The sequence below is a fragment of the Chamaesiphon minutus PCC 6605 genome, from assembly GCF_000317145.1.
GTDB classification, from domain to species: Bacteria; Cyanobacteriota; Cyanobacteriia; order Cyanobacteriales; family Chamaesiphonaceae; genus Chamaesiphon; species Chamaesiphon minutus.
The window spans coordinates 4837624-4863496 of record NC_019697.1 but is presented as its reverse complement, the minus strand read 5'-3'; the positions used below and the strand labels follow the sequence as shown (position 1 = coordinate 4863496).

28 protein-coding genes are annotated in these 25873 nt (G+C 45.2%); 10 read left to right on the top strand and 18 right to left on the bottom strand.

Annotation, left to right across the window (positions count from 1 at the left end):
* Positions 1–81 precede the first annotated feature (81 nt).
* A complete protein-coding gene (locus CHA6605_RS22135) occupies positions 82–1314 on the bottom strand; it encodes an ISAs1 family transposase (RefSeq protein WP_015159932.1) in 1233 nt (410 codons plus the stop codon).
* A 571-nt stretch (positions 1315–1885) separates the two neighbouring features.
* Here CHA6605_RS22135 and CHA6605_RS22130 point away from each other — a divergent pair.
* Positions 1886–2440, top strand: coding sequence for a DEP domain-containing protein (locus tag CHA6605_RS22130; RefSeq protein ID WP_015161608.1), 555 nt, complete (start codon positions 1886–1888; stop codon positions 2438–2440).
* A 127-nt stretch (positions 2441–2567) separates the two neighbouring features.
* On the opposite strand, the gene hemF is transcribed toward CHA6605_RS22130, so the two are convergent.
* The 8 genes from hemF to cynS form a co-directional block, all read right to left on the bottom strand.
* The gene (gene hemF / locus CHA6605_RS22125) at positions 2568–3599 is read right to left on the bottom strand and encodes an oxygen-dependent coproporphyrinogen oxidase (protein WP_015161607.1); all 1032 of its coding nucleotides are present in this window, start codon (positions 3597–3599) and stop codon (positions 2568–2570) included.
* Positions 3600–3962: 363 nt separating this feature from the next.
* On the bottom strand, positions 3963–5780 hold the full coding sequence (locus CHA6605_RS22120; RefSeq protein WP_015161606.1) for an N-acetylmuramoyl-L-alanine amidase: 1818 nt from the start codon (positions 5778–5780) through the stop codon (positions 3963–3965).
* A 258-nt stretch (positions 5781–6038) separates the two neighbouring features.
* Positions 6039–6161, bottom strand: coding sequence for a hypothetical protein (locus CHA6605_RS36315; protein WP_015161605.1), 123 nt, complete (start codon positions 6159–6161; stop codon positions 6039–6041).
* Complete coding sequence (locus CHA6605_RS22115) at positions 6158–6697, bottom strand: pyridoxamine 5'-phosphate oxidase family protein (protein ID WP_015161604.1); 540 nt, start codon at positions 6695–6697, stop codon at positions 6158–6160. The genes CHA6605_RS36315 and CHA6605_RS22115 overlap by 4 nt, the downstream gene beginning before the upstream one ends.
* A 74-nt stretch (positions 6698–6771) precedes the next feature.
* Entirely contained in the window at positions 6772–8664 is a 1893-nt protein-coding gene (locus CHA6605_RS33150; protein WP_015161603.1) for a serine/threonine protein kinase, read from the bottom strand.
* Positions 8665–8845: 181 nt separating this feature from the next.
* Entirely contained in the window at positions 8846–10909 is a 2064-nt protein-coding gene (locus tag CHA6605_RS35850; RefSeq protein ID WP_015161602.1) for a serine/threonine protein kinase, read from the bottom strand.
* Positions 10910–11253: 344 nt separating this feature from the next.
* Positions 11254–12363, bottom strand: a complete 1110-nt coding sequence (gcvT, locus tag CHA6605_RS22100) for a glycine cleavage system aminomethyltransferase GcvT (protein WP_015161601.1) — start codon at positions 12361–12363, stop codon at positions 11254–11256.
* Positions 12364–12418: 55 nt separating this feature from the next.
* Positions 12419–12859, bottom strand: a complete 441-nt coding sequence (cynS, locus tag CHA6605_RS22095; protein ID WP_015161600.1) for a cyanase — start codon at positions 12857–12859, stop codon at positions 12419–12421.
* Positions 12860–13309: 450 nt separating this feature from the next.
* Between cynS and CHA6605_RS22090 the strand changes: the two genes are divergently transcribed.
* From CHA6605_RS22090 to CHA6605_RS22065, 6 genes are all read left to right on the top strand, one after another.
* Positions 13310–13912, top strand: a complete 603-nt coding sequence (locus tag CHA6605_RS22090) for a sigma-70 family RNA polymerase sigma factor (protein ID WP_015161598.1) — start codon at positions 13310–13312, stop codon at positions 13910–13912.
* A gap of 54 nt (positions 13913–13966) precedes the next feature.
* Positions 13967–14353, top strand: a complete 387-nt coding sequence (locus tag CHA6605_RS22085) for a hypothetical protein (RefSeq protein WP_015161597.1) — start codon at positions 13967–13969, stop codon at positions 14351–14353.
* Positions 14354–14381: 28 nt separating this feature from the next.
* Positions 14382–15887 carry a DUF1800 domain-containing protein gene (locus CHA6605_RS22080; protein ID WP_015161596.1) on the top strand — a complete coding sequence of 502 codons (1506 nt, stop codon included), beginning with the start codon at positions 14382–14384 and terminating at the stop codon, positions 15885–15887.
* 131 nt (positions 15888–16018) lie between these two features.
* Positions 16019–17245 (top strand): DUF1501 domain-containing protein, encoded by a 1227-nt coding sequence (locus CHA6605_RS22075; RefSeq protein WP_015161595.1) that lies wholly within the window; start codon positions 16019–16021, stop codon positions 17243–17245.
* 149 nt (positions 17246–17394) lie between these two features.
* Positions 17395–17751 (top strand): ATP-dependent metallopeptidase FtsH/Yme1/Tma family protein, encoded by a 357-nt coding sequence (locus CHA6605_RS22070; RefSeq protein ID WP_015161594.1) that lies wholly within the window; start codon positions 17395–17397, stop codon positions 17749–17751.
* Positions 17752–17999: 248 nt separating this feature from the next.
* Positions 18000–18800: a mechanosensitive ion channel family protein gene (locus CHA6605_RS22065; RefSeq protein ID WP_015161592.1), complete on the top strand. Its 801-nt coding sequence runs from the start codon at positions 18000–18002 to the stop codon at positions 18798–18800.
* Positions 18801–18867: 67 nt separating this feature from the next.
* On the opposite strand, the gene recF is transcribed toward CHA6605_RS22065, so the two are convergent.
* The 7 genes from recF to CHA6605_RS22035 all read right to left on the bottom strand — a co-directional run bounded on the left by recF (position 18868) and on the right by CHA6605_RS22035 (position 23661).
* On the bottom strand, positions 18868–19980 hold the full coding sequence (gene recF / locus CHA6605_RS22060) for a DNA replication/repair protein RecF (RefSeq protein WP_015161591.1): 1113 nt from the start codon (positions 19978–19980) through the stop codon (positions 18868–18870).
* A gap of 210 nt (positions 19981–20190) precedes the next feature.
* Positions 20191–20937, bottom strand: a complete 747-nt coding sequence (fabG, locus tag CHA6605_RS22055; RefSeq protein WP_015161590.1) for a 3-oxoacyl-[acyl-carrier-protein] reductase — start codon at positions 20935–20937, stop codon at positions 20191–20193.
* A 258-nt stretch (positions 20938–21195) separates the two neighbouring features.
* Positions 21196–21732, bottom strand: a complete 537-nt coding sequence (locus CHA6605_RS22050) for a tetratricopeptide repeat protein (RefSeq protein WP_015161589.1) — start codon at positions 21730–21732, stop codon at positions 21196–21198.
* Between the two features lie 84 nt (positions 21733–21816).
* On the bottom strand, positions 21817–22026 hold the full coding sequence (locus tag CHA6605_RS34445) for a hypothetical protein (RefSeq protein ID WP_015161588.1): 210 nt from the start codon (positions 22024–22026) through the stop codon (positions 21817–21819).
* A gap of 198 nt (positions 22027–22224) precedes the next feature.
* Positions 22225–22518, bottom strand: a complete 294-nt coding sequence (locus CHA6605_RS22045; RefSeq protein WP_015161587.1) for a hypothetical protein — start codon at positions 22516–22518, stop codon at positions 22225–22227.
* Positions 22519–22948: 430 nt separating this feature from the next.
* Positions 22949–23212, bottom strand: coding sequence for a hypothetical protein (locus tag CHA6605_RS22040; RefSeq protein ID WP_015161586.1), 264 nt, complete (start codon positions 23210–23212; stop codon positions 22949–22951).
* Positions 23213–23247: 35 nt separating this feature from the next.
* Complete coding sequence (locus CHA6605_RS22035) at positions 23248–23661, bottom strand: hypothetical protein (protein ID WP_157260074.1); 414 nt, start codon at positions 23659–23661, stop codon at positions 23248–23250.
* 309 nt (positions 23662–23970) lie between these two features.
* On the opposite strand from CHA6605_RS22035, the gene CHA6605_RS22030 reads away from it, so the two are divergent.
* From CHA6605_RS22030 to CHA6605_RS22020, 3 genes are all read left to right on the top strand, one after another.
* Positions 23971–24240, top strand: a complete 270-nt coding sequence (locus CHA6605_RS22030) for a hypothetical protein (protein ID WP_015161584.1) — start codon at positions 23971–23973, stop codon at positions 24238–24240.
* A 65-nt stretch (positions 24241–24305) separates the two neighbouring features.
* Positions 24306–24500, top strand: a complete 195-nt coding sequence (locus CHA6605_RS22025) for a hypothetical protein (RefSeq protein WP_015161583.1) — start codon at positions 24306–24308, stop codon at positions 24498–24500.
* 6 nt (positions 24501–24506) lie between these two features.
* A complete protein-coding gene (locus tag CHA6605_RS22020; RefSeq protein WP_015161582.1) occupies positions 24507–24950 on the top strand; it encodes a hypothetical protein in 444 nt (147 codons plus the stop codon).
* Positions 24951–25040: 90 nt separating this feature from the next.
* On the opposite strand, the gene CHA6605_RS22015 is transcribed toward CHA6605_RS22020, so the two are convergent.
* Positions 25041–25559 (bottom strand): terminase small subunit, encoded by a 519-nt coding sequence (locus tag CHA6605_RS22015; RefSeq protein ID WP_015161581.1) that lies wholly within the window; start codon positions 25557–25559, stop codon positions 25041–25043.
* A 46-nt stretch (positions 25560–25605) separates the two neighbouring features.
* Complete coding sequence (locus CHA6605_RS22010; protein ID WP_015161580.1) at positions 25606–25863, bottom strand: hypothetical protein; 258 nt, start codon at positions 25861–25863, stop codon at positions 25606–25608.
* Between the last annotated feature and the right edge of the window lie 10 nt (positions 25864–25873).

The window sequence follows — 25873 nt, the reverse complement described above, 5'->3', positions numbered from 1 at the left end:
CTCATAGAAGATCGTTATAGCGATCCAATCTCATCAGTATACTTTTCGTGCCAATTTATCACGGTTAGCGCATCTCAAAACCTATTGACAAGCGGATGTGCTTGGATGGGAAGTGGGAACAGCCGCAGATAAGACAGCAAGCATATAGCGGTCATTCATCGCGGTTCGCCGGGACTTTTGACGAATACTACGCCGAAAAGATGTCTCACGTTCTAAGGCATTAAGTGCAAGGCGACGTAACACGGCAAAATTCTGCGGACCGTGGAGAGAACGAATGCGAGATTTGTCCTCATCAAAGGTGACATCTAATGTCCAATGGACAGAATTCTCAATCCCCCAGTGCTGGCGAATCGCACTACCAATCCGGTTGGCATCGCTGAGAAGACTGGTTAGGTAAAATTGGACTTCATGAGTGGTCTTGTTCCAATACTGAGACTTGCGTACAACCATCACAACTGTTTGCAGTCCACTCCACTGGTCTTGTTGATACAGCAATGGTAGTTGTGAAACAGGGACAGTGTAAACTTTCCGGTTTTCAATCCGATGATGTCCTTTCTCCACCCGCTGACTAATACTGACATCTACGCCTTTAAACCCCTGTGATTGTGCTGTCTCAAACCAGCTTTTGACTTGTTGGTGTAGTGTTGGATGATTATCCTTAAGGCTTAACACATAATCGGCATTTGCTCCAGTAATCTTCGTCGCCATCGATTTCTGCGTGCCCATTGCATCGATAGTGATGATACAGCCTTGAATGTCTAGCAATTCTAATAATGCGGGAATCGCTGTGATTTCATTAGATTTAGCACTGACTTTTGTTTGTCCCAAGACCAATCGATGCTCACTCGCCCATGCACTCACCATGTGCAACGCTTTGACCCCAGATGCCCTGTCGTATGAACCTCTGTTGGTTTTACCATCAATGGCGACTACTTCCACTCCTAGTTGCTCAATTAGTGATTGCACCCACAGCCGAAAGCATTGCTCTAATTCTTTGGGATTGATTTTTTCAAATACTCTTCTAAATGTGTCGGCGCTGGGGATTCCGCCTGGTAGCTCTAGAAATGTACTTAACCACTCTTGCTTATTCACACCATACTCTTCCATATCCTCCCATCCTTTTGCTCCTGCGATTACTGCCAAGATGGCAATGGTGATAATGTCTTTGAGTAGATGTACTCTCGTCCTCTGGGTTCTGGGATCTTTAATATCTTGAAAGTATTGCCCAAACTTCTTTGTAATTTCTTGGCTGTCTAAATTCGTCGCTCCGACTGTTTCAGTTTTTTGCTTCTTCTTTTCTACTTGTGTCGGCATTACTTTCACTGTAATCGCTAGATGGACGCTCGTACCTACCCTAGCTCAGATCTTTCTCAAATAGAAGCCCTCAGCAGCAATCCCTTTGTCAATAGGGTTTGAGGTGCGCTAGCCGTGGCCAATTTATAGGTCGATCGGGTTGGTATTTACTCACTAATTCAAGTCATCGCTGTATTGGCAGATCGCAGTAAGATAGAGAGCTATAATCTACCTTTTTACGTACTCAGCTAATTTTAAACTCTTGTTTTTGAATAGTAGTAAAATTTAATAAAAAGATCTCGATCGAGATTCGGTCGAGATCTTTTTTCGATATATAACAAGACTTCCGCAATCTTCAATTCCTTGTCTTATCTTGTATTGACGCGTCGCTATCTCTCTAAACCATCGGGAAACAAAAGCGTGCTAGAGCCGCAAACCCCAATTCAAAATGGTTGACAAGTTAATATCTCTATTCTAGATGGGTATATTAATTGATATGTCACAGTAGCAGCGAATCCTTCGCTGTGAATGCTACTCGTGCATCGACTGTTATATATAAATTTAATTTAGTCCCATTGGGCAATCAAGTGGCATGTTACTCAAGTCACAGGACGTCAGTTATTGTCAACTCGTCCGTCAGTTTGGCACTACATCAGAAATTGTCAGCGGGGTCAGCTATCAGGGAAATCTATTCGTGCGCGGTAATATTTATCCCGTCCACCAACGTCAGTTAGCGATCGCCGAAATGCGTCGCAGCTATCTCGATCCAGAACCAGCCGTAGCTTGTCTATTAGTAGAAGATGGCGATGTTGCGACAATTTGGTATGAAGATCGCTACGTACTTAAAATCGTCAAAGATGCTTGGGATATTGTTAAATATTTAAATCTTTCTCAACTAGTTAACGAAATGCGATCGCCACAAGGTGTGACGATCGAAAATCGCGCCCAAAGTTTTAGACTTCCCTATCTGCGATGTTTTATCGGTCGCGAAGCGGTAGACTGGATGTCAGCCAGACTCTCGCTCGATCGGCAACAGGCAGTCATGCTCGGACAAAGATTGATTGATGACAATTGGGTCAAAAACTTATCCGATCGACAACCTTTTTTAGATGCCGATCTTTTTTATCAATTTTGCATGGACAAGTAGGTTAGGGGTTAGGCTTTAGGGGCTAGGCTTTAAGCTTTAGGCTTTAGGTTTTAGTAATTAAAAATGTGGGGTGGGCAGTGCCCACCCGCTAGATTTCAGAATATTATCTAAAATTCTAGAAGATCTCTTATCCTTTCCAATTTGCCCAGTCTTGAGGCTTGAGAAAGGTTTCGTAGAGTTCGGCTTCGGGGGAATTTGGTTCGGGTTGGTAGCCGTATTCCCAACGGACGAGGGGTGGTAGAGACATCAGAATCGATTCTGTACGTCCATTGGTTTGCAATCCAAAGATCGTACCGCGATCGTAGACGAGATTAAATTCTACATAGCGTCCGCGCCGATATAACTGAAAATTCCGCTGGCGATCGCCATATTCAGTGTTCCGGCGGCGTTCGACGATTGGCAGGTATGCTGGTAAAAAGCTATTCGCGCAGTCTTGAGAAATTGCAAATAACTCTTCCCAAGTACGCGGTGCGGGAATCCCGATCGAGTCGCTATGTTGCGCCGCAGGGCCTTGGGGGTCGGGGCCGCGATACAATGCTCCTTGCCCATCTTGATAGTCGAAGAAAATCCCACCCACGCCGCGAGTTTCATTCCGATGCTTCAGATAAAAGTACTCGTCGCACCATAATTTAAAAGTCGGGTATAAATCGGAGCTGTGCTTGTCGCAGGCGGCTTTGAGCGTATTGTGCAGGTGACTGGCATCCTCAGCAAACGGATAGTAAGGCGTTAGATCCAAACCACCCCCAAACCACCACACGGGGCCAGCTTCAAAGTAACGATAATTGAGATGGACTGTCGGAATATAAGGATTGCGTGGATGCAGTACCATTGAGGTACCCGTCGCAAACCAGCGATGTCCAGCCGCATCGGGACGTTGACTTAAAATTGAAGGTGGTAAATGGTCGCCCCAAACTTCCGAAAAATTTACCCCACCTTGCTCGAAAACATTACCTTCTTTCATCACCCGCGAGCGACCGCCACCACCTTCGGGACGATCCCAGCTTTCTTCTTGAAATGTACCACCGCCATCGACCGCTTCTAAGCCCTGACAGACACTATCTTGAAAGTCCCGCATAAACTGCACGATCCGACTTTTGGCATTGGTAGGAGGCAGAAAAGCATCATTGGTTATCTTATTGTCAGTAGAGAAAGCTGTCATATCCGCAAGGTGAATGAGGTTCAATTAAAAATATTTGTAAAAGCAGTCGTTGGCGACTATTTAGCAAAGTAGCATATCCAGGCGATCGACTGTCGATCGTTGTTACGGGAAATATACAAACTAGGTTTGAGGTTTGAGGCTTTTGGTTTTAGGCGGGAGGATTTGCCAGCTCGATCGATCCGAAAAATGTCAGTTAGCAAACAGGTCTTTTAACGATCGAAGTGAAAATACGCGGAGAAACCTTGATGCATGTGTTTCACTCAATACACACATCAGCGCGATTCCATCCGCAAATTCATCAGAGGATGGTGTAAAAACGAAGCTATGAATTATCGAGCGTCCATCCTCGATCCACAACTCACGTTACTTGGTAGCCGCGAGCATCCACTGCGTGACGCCATCGGCGATCGACTTGGCCATTTTTTGTTGTTCTTCAGGAGTAGCAATCAATTCAAACTCGCTAGGATTGCTCATAAAGCCCCACTCTAGTAGCACCGATGGCGAAGATACCGGACGCGCTAGCGCGAGATTATCCCAAAATACCCCATAGGAAGGACGCCCCGTATCTTTGACTACATAGTTATGGAGATACATGGCGAGGCTTTGGGCTTGAGCGTGGTACCAGAATGTAGAGAAGCCTTTGGTGTCTGGGTTGCCGCCATCGGGGAGCGAGTTATGATGTACCGATAGCGCGATAGTCGGTTCGAGATTATCGATGATTGCCTGACGATCGCTCAGTTCGATAAATTTATCGGATTCTCGCGAGAGATATACTGCCGCACCGCGCATGGCTAGTTCGTTTGCCAATAGTTTGGACGCATATAAATTGGCCTCTTTTTCGGTATAGCCATTCGGCCCGACTGCGCCAGGGTCCTTACCGCCATGACCGGGATCTAAAAGAATTTTAGTGCCTGCAAGGGGTTTGAGCGGGTTACTCTTGTCGAGTTTGGGTGGGTGTCGCAGAGATAACACGAGGTTGCTACCTTGATATCTGAGCTTGTAACCCCACTGTTGTCTAGATTTGAGGTTAAAGACATATTGCACGACTCCAGGGCTGAGTTGCTTCCAATCCAGGCGCGAAACGGTTGGGTTATCGTTAAAGCGGATGATATCGGTTTGGGCGGTGGTGTTGTAGAGCGTTAACGTCAGTGTATTCGTCCCTTGCTCTAAGGTAATTGGCACTGGCACTTGCAGCGGAATCGTGACATCGGTAGCTCCGTCGCGCTCTTTGCTGGTTAAGCTCTTGACGATCGTTTTAGGCGGAACCGTAACGCCGCTAGTTATTCGTACTTGCTCTGCCAGAATCCAGCCACCGTAATCGAGTCGGACCCAGTTCGTTTGCTTGCCATTATTATTCCCCGTCTGACGAGCGGTAATGGATGCCTGAGTGCCCTTGGGGAGCGGCGTCAGCCGACTAAAATCCGAACCCGGACCCGTGCGTGCGATCCCATTCTCGACTGTAACTTCGGCAATATCTAAATCAGTTGGTGAGAGAATCTGAATTTTACCTGGTGCGGATTGAGAGACTGTCGTCGGGGGATTTCCTACTTCTAATTTGTAAGTAGGATTGCCCAAATCTGCCGCAGCAGCAGCGATCGCACAACCCAAATACTGTCCCGCACCATACATCGCTTGCGGTTGATTGCGATCGATTAGCGCAGCCTTATTATCGGGTAGCTCGACACTATTAATTTGTTCTTTTAAGGGGATATCTTGTCCGGCAACATTTACCTGCACTTTTGCTTTTGTCGGTGCATTTGCCCCAAAGCAGACTAATTCTCCAGGCATCCGCGCCATATCGCCTTGCGGCTCTAAGGAATTGGGTGCAAAATTGTCTTTTGGCGGCGGAGTTTTCTCGGCACCAGCACGAGTCACGACGATTGTTTTGGTTTGTCCTTTATAATCGACCTCGAAGGTATTTTTTCCGACTTTAAGATTGAAGACTGAAGCAAAGTGCCCCTTTTGGGAGCGCGGAACGAGTTTATTATTTACCGATACCTTGCCTTCGCTAGGCGCGCTGCCGATCAAGAAGATCCGATCGGATGCGGTTTGATAATTGGCGGGCGGGAAGGAGATATAGAGCTTGGGGGTAGCAACTTGCGCCCTAACTAATGGTACTACCACGATCGTGGTGACGGCGATGCTCCCGAAAATCCCTAAATGCGAATACTTACCGAGCATATATTTTGGATGTATTAGCTGATTTTGAATAAGCTCGTTTCCTACCCATCGATCGGGCGAGACGGGCTTAGTATTTATACTTATTTATTGCTATGGATTATAGCATTGTTAGGCTTTAGGCTTTAGCAGGAAAAGGATTAGACCGCTTGTCAACAGACCGATCCTGCTAATCCAAAAATCCTGATAATCCCGATCGGGCTTTAGGTTTTAAGAGTCAACGGTGTAGTCGATCGATACTATTTTGCTAACGGCGATACTTTACCCGCCTAAAGTATCGCGAGCTACCTGTGACGACAGACAATGAATTGCTAAAAATTGTTCGCCAAAAGATGTATTCGAGACTGAAACTTTACTCGCCTCAGTTTCGCCGATTATTCTCATGTTAGATGAGTTGGCAATCCATCGATACTAGTGTGATTTTTTTGGAGTTGATATGCTCTGACTCCCTCGGCACCTTTGTCGATCGCCCAATTGGTTAAAGTCGATCGTTCTTCCTGAAGCTCGTAAATCGGCACGCCATAACCACAAGATGTCTGTGCTGATTCGATCTTGAGCAAAATGAGCTGCCGTTTGCCAGGAAGATCGGCAAATCGATCGATTAAATCGTGCCACCGCTCGGTATCGGGACTGATGACTTCGCCCTTGCCATACAGTCGAAGAATTAAGGGCTTAGCAGTAAAGCTGCAAAACATAATTGTCATCCGCCCATTTTGGTGCAGATGCGCGGCTGTCTCATTGCCACTTCCCGTCAAATCCAAGTAAGCCACTCGATCGAAATCCAAACACCGAAACGAATCAATTCCTTTGGGCGATAGATTGATGCGTCCGTTATCTGGAGCTGTGGCAGTAAAAAACAGCTTTTGTTCGGCAATAAATTTACACAATTGCGGCTCGAGTCGATCGTAAAATTTAGCCATGAGAGCTAGGGCTAGAGGATACTAAATTTTAAGCATTTTATGAGGGTTTTAGAATCATTAAATAGAAGTGATAATTATAGCTTAATCAAATGCTTCTCCCGCTGACGGTAAGCAGCGATCTGTTTAAATCGCTGCGAGGGTAGATAGAACAATAGATAAGCTAACCCTGCCGCCGATACCAACGAGACGATCGTCACATATAAATTGGGTCTGCCGATCCAAACACTCAAGTTAATCCCCAACAGTGCAATCAGTTCTAGTACGATAAAAATAAAGCCGCGACGATATTTTCTGGCTTCGGGGAGTGGGGCATAATCGAGATCGTACAGATACCCTAAGATCCCAGCTTGCAGACCGAGGACAGCTCCCACAATGATTCCGGCTCCCGCGCCAGCCGTAGCAAGTTCCCCTGTTATAAAACTAATAACACTAGCCACGATCGCGCCGAAGATTGGCTGAAGACCGATCTTGACTCCTTCCATAGATCCAGCCATATTAATCCCCCCAGCGATAAATCCGGCAAATCCCCCAAAAGAACCTCCAGCAATAGCTCCCGCCAAGTTTCCAGTCACCAGAAAACCAGAAAGCCCGCCAAAAGCAGCACCAGTCCAAGTCCGAATTTTAGTACCCGAAGAATGATATTGAGAGCCACTTGCTAAAAACATGGTAATTCCAGACATCACAAATCCAACAGCGATCGCGTTTCCCGCTCGTTCCCAGGCACCACTGACCTTCAAACTACTCCCACAGAAGATCGCAAATATGAAGAATAAAATCATTGCTTCAGATGGCAATTGTTTAGCTTGGAAGGGCAGCAACGCCGTCGTTACTTCGAGTGGAATCGAGTGTGTCTCTGGTACTGCATTACTCCGCAAGATAATCGATCGAGTGCCACGGGCTTGAGCGATTAATTTGCTAGTATCGACGGTAATATCGCATTGTACTTCGTTACCTTTGACTTCCCTAGACGAGAACGAAATCCACTTATGATTGCGATCGGTGGCATTGGGTGGATCGTGGGGATGAGGCTCGATCGACCAGGTACCTTCGAGTAATGTATCGGCGGTAGTATTAGTAACAACGAGCGTTTGCGTAATTTTTTCACCTAATCTAGTGGCAGCAAATTGCAGGCTAGGCTGACTGAATGCGACAGAAGGATACCTGACTACATAAATCGGTTTTAGAGCCGTCAGAGCCGCTTGAGCATCGGGGTAGCGATCGCTCAGTCGCGGTGCGACCATGGTTTCTAACCACTCCATAAACCTGATACTCAGTTTTGGTGTCAGATGTTGAAAGGTAATTTTGCCATCTTCATCGATGAGCGCGTCCATGCGGGTGGATTTGGTTTGAGTTAACAGGGCAATCAGCATCGCCCCCAAACCGTAAAGATCTGTCGCGGCAGTCAGTCCCTTGTTATACATCTGTTCGGGAGCCATAAAGCCAAATGTCCCCGCCGCAACGCTACTCATGGCAACTTCGCCACCACCAATGCGGGCAAAACCAAAGTCAATTAGGTACACATTGAGATCTGCATCGACCAAGACATTTTCTGGCTTAATGTCGCGGTGAATCACCACAGGTAGTCGCTCTTGAAGATAAACGAGGATTTCTAATCCAGCTACCGCAATTTGCTTGATTTGGTCGGGATCGAAACTACGCGGGATCGACAAAGCCTGAGCATCTTTAAATTCTTGGACGATCGAATAACCATCGTCGGTTTGAATCGAGCCGAGATAGCGGGGAATACCGGGATGCTCTAGATCTTTGAGCACTTGCATTTCCCGTTCGATTTCTTTAAATTGCGACCAACCCGAACCCCGTGCAAATTGAAATTGTTTGATGACTACCTGTTTTGTCGGTTCATCGCTAGTTTCGCACAGGTAGACGACTCGTCCGCCAGCCGCATTTCGTCCGAGTTCGCGAATTACTCGATAGCCTTGGGGTGAGAAGTCTGGAAAATCGCTCATAACCACGGTAATAAAATTTGTGCCTATGGTTATAAATCCCCAGTTGGTCAGGAAAAGCTACATACGATCGAGATTAGTTCGACTCTCAAAGCACGATCGTGCCGATCTTTCTGATGTTGGCTACAATACCTCTGGCATCGATCGGCTCGAACCGAGCTTAAATAAGTAGAGCGATCGATAATTATAGTTTCATCAAATGCTTTTCTTTTTGCCGATAAGTAGCAATTTTTTTGTTGTATTGTGAAGGTAAATAAAATAGCATGTAAAATAGTATACTACTTGCACCTAAGATAGCTGAAATCACATAAATATTAGAAACTCGTCCCCAAGAAGCTCCTAAATTGACTCCAAATATCGCAGTTGATTCAAACATGATAAACAGGAATATGTGAGAATATCTGATGTCTTTTGGTAACCGATCGTAGTGTCGATCGAGTAGAGTCGCGATCGTCCCAGCCTGTGCGCCTACAATAATGCCAATTAAAGTTCCTACACTGGATTGAATGCTAATCTGATAAATCAAGTTCATCAGGTAGGAACTAATCCAGCCGCTAGCGATCGCGCCAATGAAAGCATAATTAGGAATGTGCGATTCTCGATTGTATTTAGGTAGGCTGCGATTGTGAACGAAGATACCAATCGTACTCCCGATCGTGCCGCTAATGATTCCTGTGGCTAGATTTCCATGCCAAATACCAAATAAACACCCAATAATTGCTCCAGTATAAATTCTGTTTTCGATCTTGGTATAAGCAGATTGAATCTTTAGAGAATTTTTAATGCATCGCTCGACAATCTTTACAAAATTTGCTTCTATTTTTAGCAAAGCTTTTCGAACAGCAAGCGGAGTGCTATTAAGTAATACTAATAAATCTTGGCGGATATTGGTGTATAAATACAGCGGTGCGAGTAATCGATCGGCAGGTACGAAAAACCAAAAAGCTGCCAAACATACCGCAACTAAAAAGCCTAGCGAAACACCAATACCAGCTCCATACCAAACATTCCAATCGATACTCCGCCCGCATCCAAAAGTAAACAGTAAAAATAAAATTATTGCCTCAGCAGGCAATTTTCTGAGTCGAACTGGTAACGGTGCCGTCTTAATTTCGAGGAGGATTGAATGGTTATCTGGTACCGCATTACTCCGCAAGACGATCGATCGACTTCCCACTGCTTGAGAAATCAAATTGCTAGTATCGACAGTAATTTCACAGTCAACTCGATTGCCTTTGACTTCTCTAGATGAGAACGAAATCCACTTATGATGGCGATCGCGAGCATTGGGTGGATCGTGTGGGTGTGGCTCGATCGACCAAGTACCTTCAAGGAGCGTATCGGCAGTAGAATTGGTGACAGTTATCGTTTTCGTAATTTTTTCACCTAACCTAGTGGCGGCAAATTGCAGAATAGTATTGCTAAATTCGACTGAGGGATAGCGCACGACATAAATGGGCTTGAGAGCCGTCAGAGCGGCTTCAGCATTAGGATAGCGATCGCTCAGTCGCGGTGCGACAATGGTTTCCAGCCACTCCATAAACCGGATACTGAGTTTTGGCGTCAGATGTTGAAACGTAATTTTGCCATCTTCATCGATGAGCGCGTCCATGCGAGTCGATTTGGTCTGAGTCAACAGCGCGATCGACATCGCCCCCAAACCATAAAGATCCGTCGCTGCGGTCAGCCCCTTGTTGTAGAGCTGTTCGGGAGCCATAAAGCCAAATGTCCCCGCAGCGACGCTACTCATGGCGACTTCGCCACCGCCAATCCGGGCAAAGCCAAAATCGATTAAATAGACATTCAAATCCGCATCTACCAGCACATTTTCCGGCTTAATATCGCGGTGAATCACCACCGGAATTCGGTCCTGGAGATAAACAAGAATTTCTAATATGGATACTACAATTTGCTTGATTTGGTCGGGATCGAAACTACGCGGGATTGACAGAGCCTGAGCATCTTTGAATTCTTGCACGATCGAATAACCATCATCGGTTTGAATCGAGCCGAGATAGCAAGGGATGCCAGGATGCTCTAAGTCTTTGAGCACTTGCATTTCCCGTTCGATTTCTTTAAACTGCGACCAACCCGAACCTCTGGCAAATTGAAATTGTTTGATGACCACCCGTTCGATGGGTTCAGCTATAGTTTCGCACAGGTAGACGACTCGACCGCCAGCCGCATTTCGCCCGAGTTCGCGAATTACTCGATAGCCTTGGGGGGAGAAGTCTGGGAAATCGGTCATAACCACTGCGATCGAATTTGTGCTTATAGTTATAAATCCCCATTTGGTCAGGAAAAGCTACATTCGATCGAGATAATTAAGATTCTTAGAGCATTCCCGCTCTCCAGAAGAAGTTATCGCTAGTGGTGTGCGATTCTCTCACCAGATGCTACGCCAACGCCACTAGATTGCCATACTGACAACAGGCTTTAGGTTTTAGGTTTTAGGCTTTAGGCTTTAGGTTTTAGGCTTTAGGTTAGGTTTTAGGTTTTAGGTTTTAGGTTTTAGGTTTTAGGTTTTAGGTTTTAGGTTTTAGGCTTTAGGCTTTAGGCTTTAGGCTTTAGGCTTTATGTTTTAGGCTAGATTTATACGCGATTGGCCGATCGATAAAATGGTTTTTTGACCACCGTCGCTGGGTGCAGTTTGCCGCGTATTTCGACTTCTATAACTTGCCCTAACTTGGCAAATTCAGTCGGTACATAGGCTAGCGCGATGGCTTGTCCGAGGGTGGGTGACATGGTGCCGCTAGTGACGATACCTACTCGTTCGCCATCGATCGCGATCGGATAATCGTGCCGAGCGATAAACCGTCCTTGCATATTTAGCCCGACTAATTTGCGACTGACTCCTTTGCTCTTTTGCCGTTCCAAAACATCGCGCCCGATAAAATTACCTTTGGTATCCAGATGTACCAACCATCCCAGTCCTGCTTCTAAAGGTGTGGTCGTGTCATCGATCTCTTGACCGTACAAACACATCGCCGCTTCCAATCGCAGGGTATCTCGTGCCCCCAAGCCACACGGAACGACCCCTGCCGCTAACAACTCGTCCCAAAGTTGGACGCCAATTTCGGGATCGACCATAATTTCAAAACCATCCTCGCCAGTGTAGCCAGTGCGAGCGATAAATGCGGGGTTTTTAAAAATTAAAGCTCTGGAATGACCGAAATTCGTCAACTGCGAGAGATCGATATCGACGAACGGCTGGAGATGACGGACGGTTTCTGGCCCTTGGACAGCGATCAGAGCTTGTTTGGCAGACAAATCCTCAAACGTCACCGTAGTGAGGTCTAAATGACTCAGCAACCAGTCTTTGTCCTTATCTTTCGTCCCCGCATTGACGATTAGCGTGACAGTTCCTGCGCCCTCTTGATAGACGATAATATCGTCGATTATTCCGGCTTGAGCATTTAACAGCACCGTATACTGCGCTTGCCCTGGCTTCAGACGGCTCAGATCCGAAGGTACCAAAGTTTGCAGTTGTTCGATCGCATTTTCACCCTGCAAGCTAAACTTACCCATGTGCGAAATATCAAACATCCCCACTCGATCGCGAATTGCCTCGTGTTCGGGGGTAATCCCGCTAAACTGGACGGGCATTTCCCAGCCAGAAAAAGCTGTCATTCTCGCGTTCAGGGCGATCGCGCGATCGTACAATGGAGTCCGTTGTGGAGTGGGCGATTCTGGTGCAGTCACGGGTTTTATTTACCTGGGATGAAAAGGGTTCACAGCTACCGATTTTTACACATTACTACCACTTTTTATAAGGTAGAAATTTACCAGACATAGTGAGCTTAACTCGATCGCCTTTAGGATCGACTTCTTTTTCCACATCCATCGTAAAATCGATCGCGCTCATAATCCCATCGCCAAACTTCTCCTGGATCACGCTTTTGAGCGGGAATCCGTATACCTGCATAATCTCATAAAAACGGTAGACAAACGGATCTGTAGGCACTACAGGGCCTAAACCTTTGGTAGGATAATCAGTCAGCGTATCGATATAAATTGGAGCTATCCCTAGAGCTTCAACCAATAATTTAGCTTCCTCTTCAGACATCGCGGCTTGTCGATAAAATGCCGCCGCAATCCAGACCTCATCGCGGTTTAAGATCTTTTCCAAGTCGGCAAAACTCAACCCTTTGGCTTTCTTGGCGGCAAATAAGTGGCTGACGATCTCTGGCAGTTCCATGTTGATTTTGTATCCTGTATTGCTATTTAGCTCTAAATATAGGCCAGATCGGCGATCGAAATAGTTAGCTACGAACAGCTTTGAATGGATGGGTATGTAGAAAGATCGCACCACTGCATTGCTTGTGTCCGACAATACTTGTAGTAGAGCGTTTTATTTAGCCATTAATTTGAATGTTTTCTATGACTCGATCGATAGTCACATCTATTTCACGCAAGGCTGCTTCAGTATGAATAGACTTTAGCTCTAAAATTTGACGTCTAACATCTCTAAATAACGTCTCTGAATCATTCATCATAAATCGAGCATACTATTTTACAAATTGAGTAGATCGGGAAGTCAATAATAAAATTAACAAAGCTAAAGACAGCCGCTAATCTAATTTTGATGATGCTTGAACCTTTTAGATCGATCTCCGGTCTAAGCTAATGTAGAACGGAGTACGAGAGGATGATGTATGGCTCGATGTATCGGGAATGCGAGGTGGTGCTGAGAGTGGAAGAGCGGGCTGAATTGGTAGCTGACGATTTGTTAGTCAAACGTTGTGTCGAGGGAGATCGTCAGAGCTTTCGGCTGTTGTATCGTCGCCATCAACAACGCGTGCGCCAAATTCTCTATCAGCTTTGCGATCTCACCATGTTGGATGACTTGACACAAGAAGTATTTTTACGTGCGTGGAAAGGATTGCCAAAATTTCGCCAAAGTTCGCAATTTTCGACTTGGTTGTATCGAATTGCCTGGAATGTGGCTTCCGAGCGTCGTCAAACTTTAGCACAAGATCGATCGCGACTGCACGCGATCGCGCAAAGTGTCGCTACTCAACATGACGATCCCGATATTATGCAGCTCCACTATCGAGATTTGGTACGCAAAGGATTGAGTTGTTTGAGTGAGGAACATCGAGCGGTTTTGGTATTACACGATCTCGAAGAACTCCCCCAAAAAGAAGTAGCTGAAATTCTCGAAATTCCCGTCGGTACTGTCAAATCGCGATTGTTTCACGCCCGCAGTGGAATGCGAAAATTTCTCGAAGAATCGGGAGTTCAGATTTAATCACCACTCAGATCGATCTCGATCGAGGGATAGTAATATAACAAAGGCAAACAGATGATGAATAACTTACCAGATGAAGATCCTCAATTAACTAACTTCTTACGACAAAATCGATCGATATCACCACCATCTTCACCCGAATTAGAAGATCGACTGATGTCAGAAATCGATCGATTACCCATAGTAACAAGACAACAATTTGTTACTAGATCTTGGTGGCGATATATTGCTGGAGGAATTGGAATTATTGCGACTGGTATTGTTGGTGTATCGATCCAACAGATAATTAGTCCACCCGAACCGAGTATGGCTGAAATACAGCAACTCAATCTTTTTCTAGAAGCTCACGCTCGCGACTCGATCTTTAGCCCAGATGCTAATGTAGAAAGTCCCGATCTAGATGTAAATATTTTTGCCGATAACGAACCTGAAGACAGTTAAATTAATTAATAATCGATCATTGATAACCGTGAATACTCGCAAATACCTACTCATTATTACTAGCTGCATTTGGGTGGGCTTGGCAAATGTTGCGCAAGCTGCACCTGTCAACCCCAAAGTTATTCATCTTTTAAATCGGCTGACACTGGGGATTCGTCCAGACGATATCGATCGTGTTCAAAAGCTGGGAGTCGATAAATATATCCAGCAACAACTCAATCCCGATACGATCGCTGAATCGCCAAGTTTAGTAGAACGATTGGCTAAGTTAGATACGATCGATCTCACACCAACAGAGTTATTTCAGCGGTATAATCCCAATCGCCAAGTAGATGGCCAAAAACCAGTATTAGAAGTCAAAAAGATTCAGCAGCAACAAGCTAGACAAGTCACTAACCAGGCGATCGAAGCTAGGCTTTGGCGATCGATCTACAGCGAACGACAACTTCAAGAAGTGATGGTGGACTTTTGGTACAATCATTTCAATGTTTATGCAGATAAAGGGATAGATAGACTGTGGGTAGGTGCATACGAACGACAAGCCATTCGTCCTTATGCTTTTGGTAAGTTTAGAGACTTATTGGGTGCGACGGCTCGACATCCAGCGATATTATTTTATTTAGATAATTGGCGAAATAGCGCGCCGAATACTAATAAAAAAGGTCCCAATCGCGGCTTAAATGAGAACTATGCACGCGAACTAATGGAACTCCATACATTAGGCGTCGATGGCGGCTACAAACAAGCAGATGTTGTTACATTAGCTAAGATTTTTACAGGTTGGGGATTCAAGCAGCCAGGACAAAAGATTCCCGATGGTTATAGTTTTCAATTTAATCGCGATCGACATGATTTTAGTAATAAAGTATTTCTCGATCGCCAAATCGTCGGCAGCGGTATAGAAGAAGGCGAACAGGCTCTAGATATTCTCTCCCGACATCCCAGTACTGCCCGTCAGATTGGCTTTAAACTGGCTCAATATTTTGTCAATGACAATCCACCCAAAAGTTTAGTCGATCGACTAGCCAAACGCTTTCTAGCTACCGATGGCGATATTAAATTAGTATTGAATACCCTATTCCAGAGTCCTGAGTTTTGGAATAGCAAATACTATGGCACCAAATTTAAAACGCCCTATCAATATGCCATCTCCTCCATTCGATCGACTGGTGTAGAGTTAAATAATGTCAAACCATTAAATGACTTCCTCAAGCAACAAGGAATGCCCATCTATGGTTGTCCGACACCAAATGGTTATAAGAATACTCAAGAAGCCTGGTTGAATCCCGATAGTATGACGCGGCGGATTAATTATGCGACGAATTTGGCTAATGGCAAACTCCCAATTTCGGCATCGACAACTACTGCCGCTAATACTTTACCAACTAGCCAAATATTCGCGATCGATCCGCTGAAATTAGCAGCTACTTTAGGTAATAACTTTTCTACTCGCACTCAACAAGCGATTGCTACCAGCAGTCCAGAAATTCGTGCAGCATTAATCCTCGGTAGTCCTGAATTTATGAAAAAGTAACAAGATGGTCGATCTAAGTTATTAATTTCGACGATAAGCATACAAGTGTCGATAAAGTTGCGAACCTTTTCGATCGAGCAGCAGTCTAAACTATATCAGACATGCGAGCAGATTATTAACCGCCCAAACTTATGAATCGTCGTCAATTTATCGTTCGCTCTAGTTTATGTTCGGCTTCATCTCTAATTAGTATCGGCACTCATGGTTGGGCGGCAAGAAGTACTGCTGCCACAAATCCCAATCCACAGCGATTGATTGTCGTCTTCCTTAGAGGTGCCATCGATGGATTGAGCGTCGTCGTGCCCTATCGCGAACCCACATATTATACCGATCGACCGCGAATTGCCATTCCCCAACCAGGACAAACTAACGGCGCACTCGATCTCGACGGGCAATTCGGCTTGCACCCTGCTCTTGCCCCTTTGCTCCCACTTTGGCAGCAAAAAAGCCTCGCCTTCGTTCATGCGTGCGGCTCCAAAGACGAGACGCGATCGCATTTTGACGCCCAAGACTATCTCGAAAGCGGCACTCCGGGTATCAAATCTACCCGCGATGGTTGGATGAATCGACTCCTGGGTGTAATGTCTGATAAAAATCCGATCCAAGCAGTCAGCGTCGGCGCGACTACACCCCGCATCCTCATTGGCAAAAGAGCCGTAGCCAATCTTGCCGCAGGGCGCAGTGCGGGTAGTCGAATGCAAATCGATAAACCCCAAGTCGCCACAGCATTCGATCGATTGTATGGTAATAACGACGCCCTCAGCCGCACGTATCGCGAGGGCAGAGTTGCCCGTACCGAACTGCTCAAAGATCTCCAAGCCGAGATGCAGATGGCAAATAATGGTGCGACATTGCCTAACGGTTTCCCTAGCGATGCGCAGAGATTGGCGCGGCTGATGGCACGAGATTCGCGCATTCAGGTAGCGTTTCTGGCAGTTGGCGGTTGGGATACTCACATCAATCAAGGTGCCAGCCAAGGCTATTTATCCCGCAATCTAGAGCGATTAGGCAAGGGTATCGTCGCACTTCAGGAAGGATTGGGAGCAGCATATCAACATACCACGATCGTGGTGATGTCCGAATTTGGGCGCACGGTGAGAGAAAATGGCAACGGTGGGACAGATCACGGGCATGGGAACGTGATGTGGCTGCTCGGTGGCGGCATTCGCGGCGGGAAGGTGTATGGCAAGTGGGCTGGGTTGGGGTCGGCGCAACTTTACCAAGGGCGAGATTTAGCCGTGACGACAGATTTTCGCGATGTATTGAGCACGGTGATAGCTCGGAGATTGAGAGTAGAGGAAAGTAAATTACAGCAGGTGTTTCCTAAATATACGGGGCAGATGTTAGATTTTGCCTAAAGTTTAGTGTCTCGAAAATTAGGTGCTGCCGCCCCCATCCACAGCACACCGATCTCACTCGCGGTGGCAGTGGTAAAAGAGATGTTCGATATCCATTCGATCGAGTTAAGATACTACAATCGGAGTTTACTTGGCATTAACCTAACAACATGCATTCAGAAAAAAACTTGGATAGAGCGAACCGAAACCTAAACATTAGATCTTATCTGCAATGGGTATCGATTTGGACGATCGCGATCGGCACATCTGCTTGTGTGACTACATTTTTTGAAAAATCTGACTCGGTAGCAAATACATTGACATATCCTGAGTTTATCGCCAAGGTAAAACAGAAAAAAATCGAAAAAATCAGCATTAGTAACGATCGAACTCAAGCATTAGTACAGGCAAAGGATGGGGAAAAAACGATCGTCAAACTATCACCTGACGATCCGCAGCTTATTAATATTCTGACAGAAAATGTTGTCAAGATTTACGTTATTCCTGCAAAAGATTTTAATAAGTAGTGGTGCGATCGAGAGAGTGTCGCACTCAGTTTGAGAATAATTATTGCAAAGTAAGAAAAATTAGCGCAACAACCCGATCTATTGTTACATGGAATCTCGTGGATGCTCGTTCGATTATTTAAGCGCAGCTCTCACTATCATCTTCAAGTCCATGCTGAGACTCGTTTTTTAGCTAATAGTGTCGATCGAGTCACCTTCAATGGGGTAGAGTAGACATATCTGCCCTCTGCCCTTGGATGGAATCTTCTATGGACAATAAGACAGAACTTTTAGCTAAAATCCAGATTTGGATTGCCGATTTTGGTGTTAAAGCGATCTCTGCTTTTATGCTCGTGCTCATCGGGATTCAGCTCGCTCGGTTTCTCCAAACGCTGGTTGGTAACTCGCTGCAAAAAGCCAGAATCGATGCCACACTAGGATCGTTTGCCAGCAATTTGGTTTATATTGCGGTAGTAGCGATGACGGTAATTGTGGCGATGGGTCAATTAGGCGTACAGACTGCATCGTTTATTGCAATTTTAGGTTCGATTGGGGTCGCGATCGGGTTAGCATTGCAAGGTTCGTTATCAAACTTCGCTGCTGGGATTTTAATTATCGTCCTCAGACCATTTAAAGTTGGCGACTATATCGAATGTTTGAATATCGGTGGTACTGTTACCCGAATTCATCCACTCAATACAACTCTAATAACACCAGATAATCGCACGATCGTCGCACCCAACCGAAAGTTATTCGATGATTGTCTTACCAATCATTCCGCACAACCCCACCGCCGGATCGATCTGGTATTTGGGACTGGCTATGAAAATGATATCGATCGAGTCAAGCAAATTATCTGGGATGTTGTCGAACGAGATCGGCGAATTTTGACAGAGCCGAAGACATTAGTTGGCGTTTTGGATTGGGGTAGCCTCGGCATTCGCTTCGCGGTTCGTCCTTGGGTACAAGCAGCCGACTATGAGGATGTTTATTTTGAAATCCAAGAAGCAGTAAAAAAAAGATTTGACGAGGAGGGAATTTTAGTACCTTGTGACTTACCCAGATACTAAGCTATCTGCCACCTAAACAGGAGTTACGCGAACTTCTGTCTCGTATACTCTACGCTCTATCCACATTTCAAGCCTGAAAAATCTCACCCGAACGAACCTGCAAAATCTGTGATGAGTCCAACCATTTGGCATCGAAGGCACCTAGATGGGTAGTTGTAATTAAAGTTTGAAAGCGATCTTCGATGACACTCAAAAGTTGATTTTGACGAGTCAGATCGAGTTCTGCCAAAACATCATCGAGGAGTAGTAATGGCGGTTCGCCGACAATTTGTTCTATTAGTTCTAGTTCGGCTAATTTGAGGGCTAAAACTAGCGTCCGTTGCTGCCCTTGCGAGCCATAAGCTTTGGCAGGGGTATCATTAATAGTTAATTCTATTTCATCTCGATGCGGGCCGACTAAAGTATTACCCAAACTTTGTTCGGCAATACTACGGAGGGCTAATCGATCGAGAAATCCTTGATAAATTGCTTCGGGTGTGTTTTCGATCGCCGCGACATTGGGGGCATAAGTAATTGTCAAAATCTCGGTATTTTTACTAATTTTAGTATGCCAGGTTCTTGCAATTGGGGCTAACCTGTCGATAATCCGCATCCGGCGGCGGATAACTTTAGTACCCGTAATAATTAATTGATGATTCCAAGATTCTAATTCTGCTGGATCGAGGCTACGATGTTCTGCCTGTTTAAGCAAACTATTTCGTTGTTTTAAGATCCGCTGATATTCATGTAAAATATGGGCGTATACTGGTTCGATCTGAAATAGTAAGGAATCGATCCAATGTCGGCGAGTTTCGGGATTGCCCCGAACTAAATCTAAATCTAATGCCGAAAATTCGACTGCGTTTAAGACACCCAAAAAGTCTAATTGTCGCTTGAGATTTTCGCGATTGACTGTCGCAGTGCGCCTACCTTTATCTCGCAATAATAAAGCCAAATCGATCGAGCCATGTTTGCGCGTTAATTGGGCGGTAATTTTGCTCTCAGATTCCCCTGCTAATACTAAATCTCGATCGCAAGATACGCGATGACTTTTGAGTGTCGATAATAATTCTACAGCCTCTAAGAGATTCGATTTCCCTTGAGCATTATCTCCTAATAAGATAGTTTTGGGCGCAGAAAAAATGATTTCCTGTTCCCGATAATTACGAAAATGCCGGAGGTGGAGACGATTCAAATACACTGGTTAAGTTGGTGGGTGCAATTAATATACAATATCCTGTATAAATGGTTATCCGATCGCCGATCTAACCGTCGGAGAGTTTAATTGTAAATTGCTGGGAACCACCGAGCTATTAAATAGAGCCACTGCCAAGCGAGTGCGCTGCTTGAAAGTGGCATTCCCGTTTATCTAGGTAAAAGACGCTCCCAATGTGGGAGCGCGGAGTGCTGGCTACGCCATTACCATCCCACCATCGACATTGAATGTTTGACCTGTAATATATGCTGCCGCCGGATCTGCTGCCAAAAATCTCACCATCCCTGCGACTTCTTCGGGTTGTCCGTATCTACCAAGGGGAATGAATTGCAAAATCCCTTCGGCTTTGAGATCGTTAGTCATGTCGGTAGCTATAAACCCTGGTGCTACGGCATTGACAGTGATTCCTCGCGTGGATAATTCCTTGGCTACCGTCTTGGTAAAGCCGATGACGCCAGCTTTAGCCGCGCTATAGTTTGCTTGCCCAGGATTGCCCATTTGTCCGGCTACTGAAGCGATATTAATAATTCTGCCTGACTTTTGTTTGAGCATTATTTTACTTACCGCGCGGGTGCAAGAAAACACGCCTGTGAGGTTAGTATCGATGACTGCTTGCCAATCTTCTAGCTTCATCCGCAATAGCAGAGTATCGCGTGTAATCCCCGCATTATTGACGAGGACGTCAATTCGTCCCCATTTATCCATTACCGTGCTGACTAGTGCCTCAACTTGCTCTGGTTTAGAAACATCCGCACCAACAGCTATTGCCTCACCACCATTACCAATAATTTGAGCGACCAATTCATCGGCAGCACCGCTAGAGCTAGCATAATTTACGGCGACTTTCGCGCCAACTTGCGCTAATTGTATCGCGATCGCGCGACCGATTCCTCTCGATGCGCCTGTCACGATCGCCACTTGTCCTGCTAGTAAATCTGACACTGTAAAACCTCCATCTAAACAAATGTAATCCGTCTATTTAATCATTAATATTCAATCGGTAGATAGTTAAATAGGTACAGATAATTCTCGAACATAAAATATTCTAAACCTAGTTGGTGGGGCATTGCCCACCCTAATGGCGCGATCGGACTAAAACTGCGAGCATTTAAGACAAGAAAGCAACAATTAGTAATACTTCGGCGATCTCTTCACCCACATTTTTAGCCTAATCTTTCCGCTAATACTATTAATTATCAATTAATTGCTAGTGACTAAACGACGACGTAATGACTCACTCCGATATTTTGCAGTCTCATTTTTTGGCTCTAATTTTAGAGCCTGTTCGTAAACATCTAAAGCTTGAGATGTGAGTTTTTTCTGCTCGTAGGCATGGCCGAGATTATTCATAGCCATCACATATTCTGGTTCGAGTTTGATTGCCTCTTTATAATTTCGGATGGCCAAATCGTACTGTTCTTGGCCGAAATATGCATATCCTAAAGCATTATAGACAGGAGCCATTTCTGGTACATTGGCATCTTCAAGCTTAATGGCTTTTTTGAAGACAATCAGTGCTTGGGCAAACATTCTCTTTTCTAAATAAATACTGCCTAGCTCGTAATATTCAGGAATAGTCCCGCGCTCGTTTTTGAGTTTCTTCTCTAATCTCGTGAGAGTACTTTCAATTTTTCGAGTCTTCAGAATTTGTCTGAGCACAAAGAATGCTGCAACACTTAAGATCGATAAGAATGCAGCTAGGTAAATGATGAGTAGATTATTATCTGAAAAGTCCATTGTTAAGCAGTGGCTATTGGTTAGCGAACATTAGCTGGGGTCATTAACCCATCACCGGATTCACTAGGTGCGATACCTAGCTATCTATGATAACTTGACTTCCTGCTCGCGATCCTGGGGCTTGATAACTATTAACTCAGAAGATTGGGGATAAAGATTGTTCGTACTCGATTCAAGCTTGGTGATTTTGGCGTTAACCGTGTCAAACCTACCCAGCACCGTAGTTTCGATCGTGGATACAGCAATTGGTAAATTACGAAGCGAAACATAGCTCTCAGGAACAATGTTATCCACAAGAGCCTCAACGTAATATTTTTTAATACGAAGCCCTCAATGAGGCTTGAACTCATGACCTCTTCATTACCAATGAAGCATCATCAAGGCGTGAAATAGTTACGGGGAAAGGCTTTTAGGGGTTAGCACCAATAGACAGTGGGTGAAACAGTGGGAAGTACCCAATTTCAAGCCACTTTTAGACCGACTACCAAAATATTAACCTAGGGGTACTGGTGGCAAAATTGGGAACAGGTACTTAACAAAGATGGCGGTCATTGCGGCTAGCGCGGCTAATGCTGTACCTCGGAAAATAAAGCCCCAAAAACCTAACTTAGTCCTCTCTTCTAGCTTGTCGATCTTGCCCTCTAATTTGGCTTCGACTGTATTAATCTGTCCCTCTACCTTGGCGAACCCTACCTCGATCCTTTTATCTAAACCCTCGATCTTTTTGTCCAGAGCAGTGATTAAATCTTTAATTTCCCTGATGTCTGTGTCGGTCGCTGCTGTCATAATATTTAGTAAGTACTTTGTTTACTATCGATCGCGCTGCTGCAAACAGTCCGTTCGATCGATTTAGCCCTCGCCTTCACTGGTGGGGGCTATTTCGATTATATGGGGTAAGTAGTCCATATCTCAGATTTGACCCTTGTTCGATGCTCGATCGATTTGACACTTTTATTTCTGCCTAGAGTTTTGGGAAAAAAACGGGTAAGGCGGGTAAGGCGGGTTAGAAATTACTGAAAACCGCTCGGTGTCTGGCTTGATACCTTACCCGTTTGCCAGAATAGACGGGTAAGGTTAGGTAAGGAGACGGGTAAGGGTTCAATTCAACCGATCGGTTTCCTCTGGTGCTGGAGACACTACAAAGCACCTTACCCCTACGGGTAAATTGCCCACAGCAAGGAATCCAGTCCCGTTACAAGACTACAAACTTTCATGATTAGCTCTGGGAAAGGGTTTTGGCTACTTTCTTGATTCGAGGCATTTTATCACTCCCCAACGCCGTCCCGTCTGCTTTGTGAAACCCAATGGGGAGGAGTGCCGCTGCTAACTCCAAATTATTATCGGGATGTTGCGCGATCGCTATCTGTACTTTGCCCAATAGCTCAGGGGCATCTTTCAGCTTGTTATAGATGGGTCTAGTCTCGTTAGTCACCCAATCGGGTTCGCTATCGTGTTTGGACTTGGCAGCGGGTAAATTCATTTCAACCTGAGCGGGTTTTGCGATCGTGTCTGGAGTTACACGATCGCAAATGGCTTTTTTACCTTCACAATCTCCCCCTGTAAATTGCGGGCAAACTCTGACACTTCCAACAGTTCCGCCCTGAAGGTTTCAAATTCCCCCGATACTGACGTGTCAATAGCTGTCTTTACCATCGTCATTACATCCTCTCTAGTTGGTAATGACATCGTACCCATCGCTGTAATGATGGTTTCAGTGAGTTTATCATTACTGTCAATACCAGTACTTACAGCTTCATCATTACTGGTATTTACCCCATACTCAGTTTTATCATTATCGATACATCTCTGTATGTATCCAGTCAGGGCATCAGTAGCAGTTAACCGCTCTCGTTTGGCTATGGCTGAGAACTTAGCCCACATTTCGCGATCGATTCTGAACGATGCCATCCGCATTGAGTCGTCAGTCATAAATATATAAGTACGGGTCATTACCTATTATGACATCAAATAATGACAAGTATTAACACATAATTAAATTTGATAATTATCTGTCAATATCATGTAAATACATAAGCATGGTGTATCAATATAGAGCATGATGCATATTGACAAATAATTACAGGTAATGATATATTAGGTATATGGAAACGGGATGCGACCCACAAGCCAAAAGTTAGACAAATCGCAACTGACAGACATGAGAAAGCGATCGCCTCCTCCGCAAAAAGTAAGCGATCGCCCCTCAACCCATAAACCAATAAGTAAATAGGTTCAATCATGCTAACTCAAAATCACGCCGCCATTTCAACCGCTATCCGCCTCGAACACTCACACATGGGTATTCAAGCCTTCTTGAGTGACCAACTCATGGGTACCATCGAAATCTTCCCATCTTGGGGGTTAGATATTCTCCCCGCTGGCGTTGGTGAGACTGACGAGGTGTTCGTTACCAATAACCAACCCTACCGCCTTCTAGAGCAAGCTGTAGCCGCCGTTACTGCTGAGTACTTGGCTCACGGTCGGATCGAGATTCCTGACTACATGTAAACCCTACTAGCGATGTCCCGAAATCAAATCGGGACAGCCACCTACTCAACATCTCCATAGAACCTATGAAACCATTCGAGATCGACGACATTCACGCCACAGCCCTAGCCAACATCGAAGCGGAAATAATCGACGCCATCGACGACTATAACGCCGCTGTCATGGCTGGTAACAATGAACTAGCCCAAATGATTCATCTTTCGATCCAAGGGCTACAACGCCGTAAACGATTCGCGATGATTCCACCCTCTAAGCCTTAGCTCCCTATGACACTGACTCAAGACAACGACGCAGCATTCCTAGAATTAGTGAAAGCCAATTCTCAGGGCGAGTTATCACCCCTAGAAATTGGGATTCACGCCCTTAAGTATGTGGAGCTGTCAGAGGGTGGACGGGGGAAGAAAGGGGGACTGAGAGAATACGCCAGAGAATTAGGGCGAAGCGAAGGCACCTTGCGTCCATACAAGGAAGCTGCAAAGATTTTAGACATAATAAAGTGCGTGGATATCCACGCACTTTTAGACAAAGCCAATCACCTTTCCCACATATCCAAGGTACAACCCCAGTATTGGCAGCAACTAACCGAACTACTAATCGAGAAAGACTGGAGTGTTAAGCAAACCGAAGTGAACGTCTCAGCCATCAAGGATATCGATATCCCTGAATGTTTTTGGCAGTGGTTAAATCCAGAGACTACGCAATTGAGTTGAATTGGAAGATATTTTCTCTCTCTAAGTTACGAATAATTACTAATTACCTGGTGCTGTCTGGGGAATGTCCGATCGCTTCAGACTTTCTCCCTAATCTGGGATAAACCACTTACCATCCTCCGTCCGTTTGACATCGATTCCATATTTAGCAAAGCTAGCGATCGCCAAATTAAGATCTGTTTTCAGTCCCATGATTTGAGCTAATTCTCCAAGTGCTGACATCTTGCTGTGTAGGCTCAGTGTGATACTTCCATCGCGCCCTTTCTTAATACTCTGAATGACTCCTAACTTCTTTCTGTCAATTTTGGAGAAATCTTGAAGCTTGACTTGTTCGTTTTCTATAGTCAAAAAGTCCTCGATATTAGCCCGTGCGATTAACCCCAGTTCATCGATTACCTCATCTTGAGTCAGTTGGGTACGCTCTTGTCTCTGCTCCTGTAATTGAGCAATTCTGGCTTGAATGTTAACATTCGTCAACATCCTAGCCGCTTGCTGATTTGCTGTTTTGACGCTATATCCCGCTCTAGTTGCCGCTTGAGTGGCGTTGAGATCTATTATGTATTCCTGACAGAATCTCTCTTGTTTGGGGGTTAATAAGGGCTGTGACATAACGATTTGAGTCAATAGAGGTTTTTACTGGTTGCAATAGAGGTTTTTACTGGTTGCAATCGGCTGTTTGGAACTGCTCATTGAGCCACTCTAAAAGAGCTGTGTTGTCGTTCAGAACCACAGTTATAGTCCCATCAGCATTCTGGTAGATAGATTCGACTCGCGTCCATTGATCTTCGGTTAGTTCCTTCGCATTGCTGATGATGACTTCCCCATTAGCCACACCGTTAATGGTGGTGAGAAGTTGGACGGCGATTTGTTTGGCTACCATATCAGCGGTGATTTCCATGTTAGTTAGTTGCATTGGATTTAGT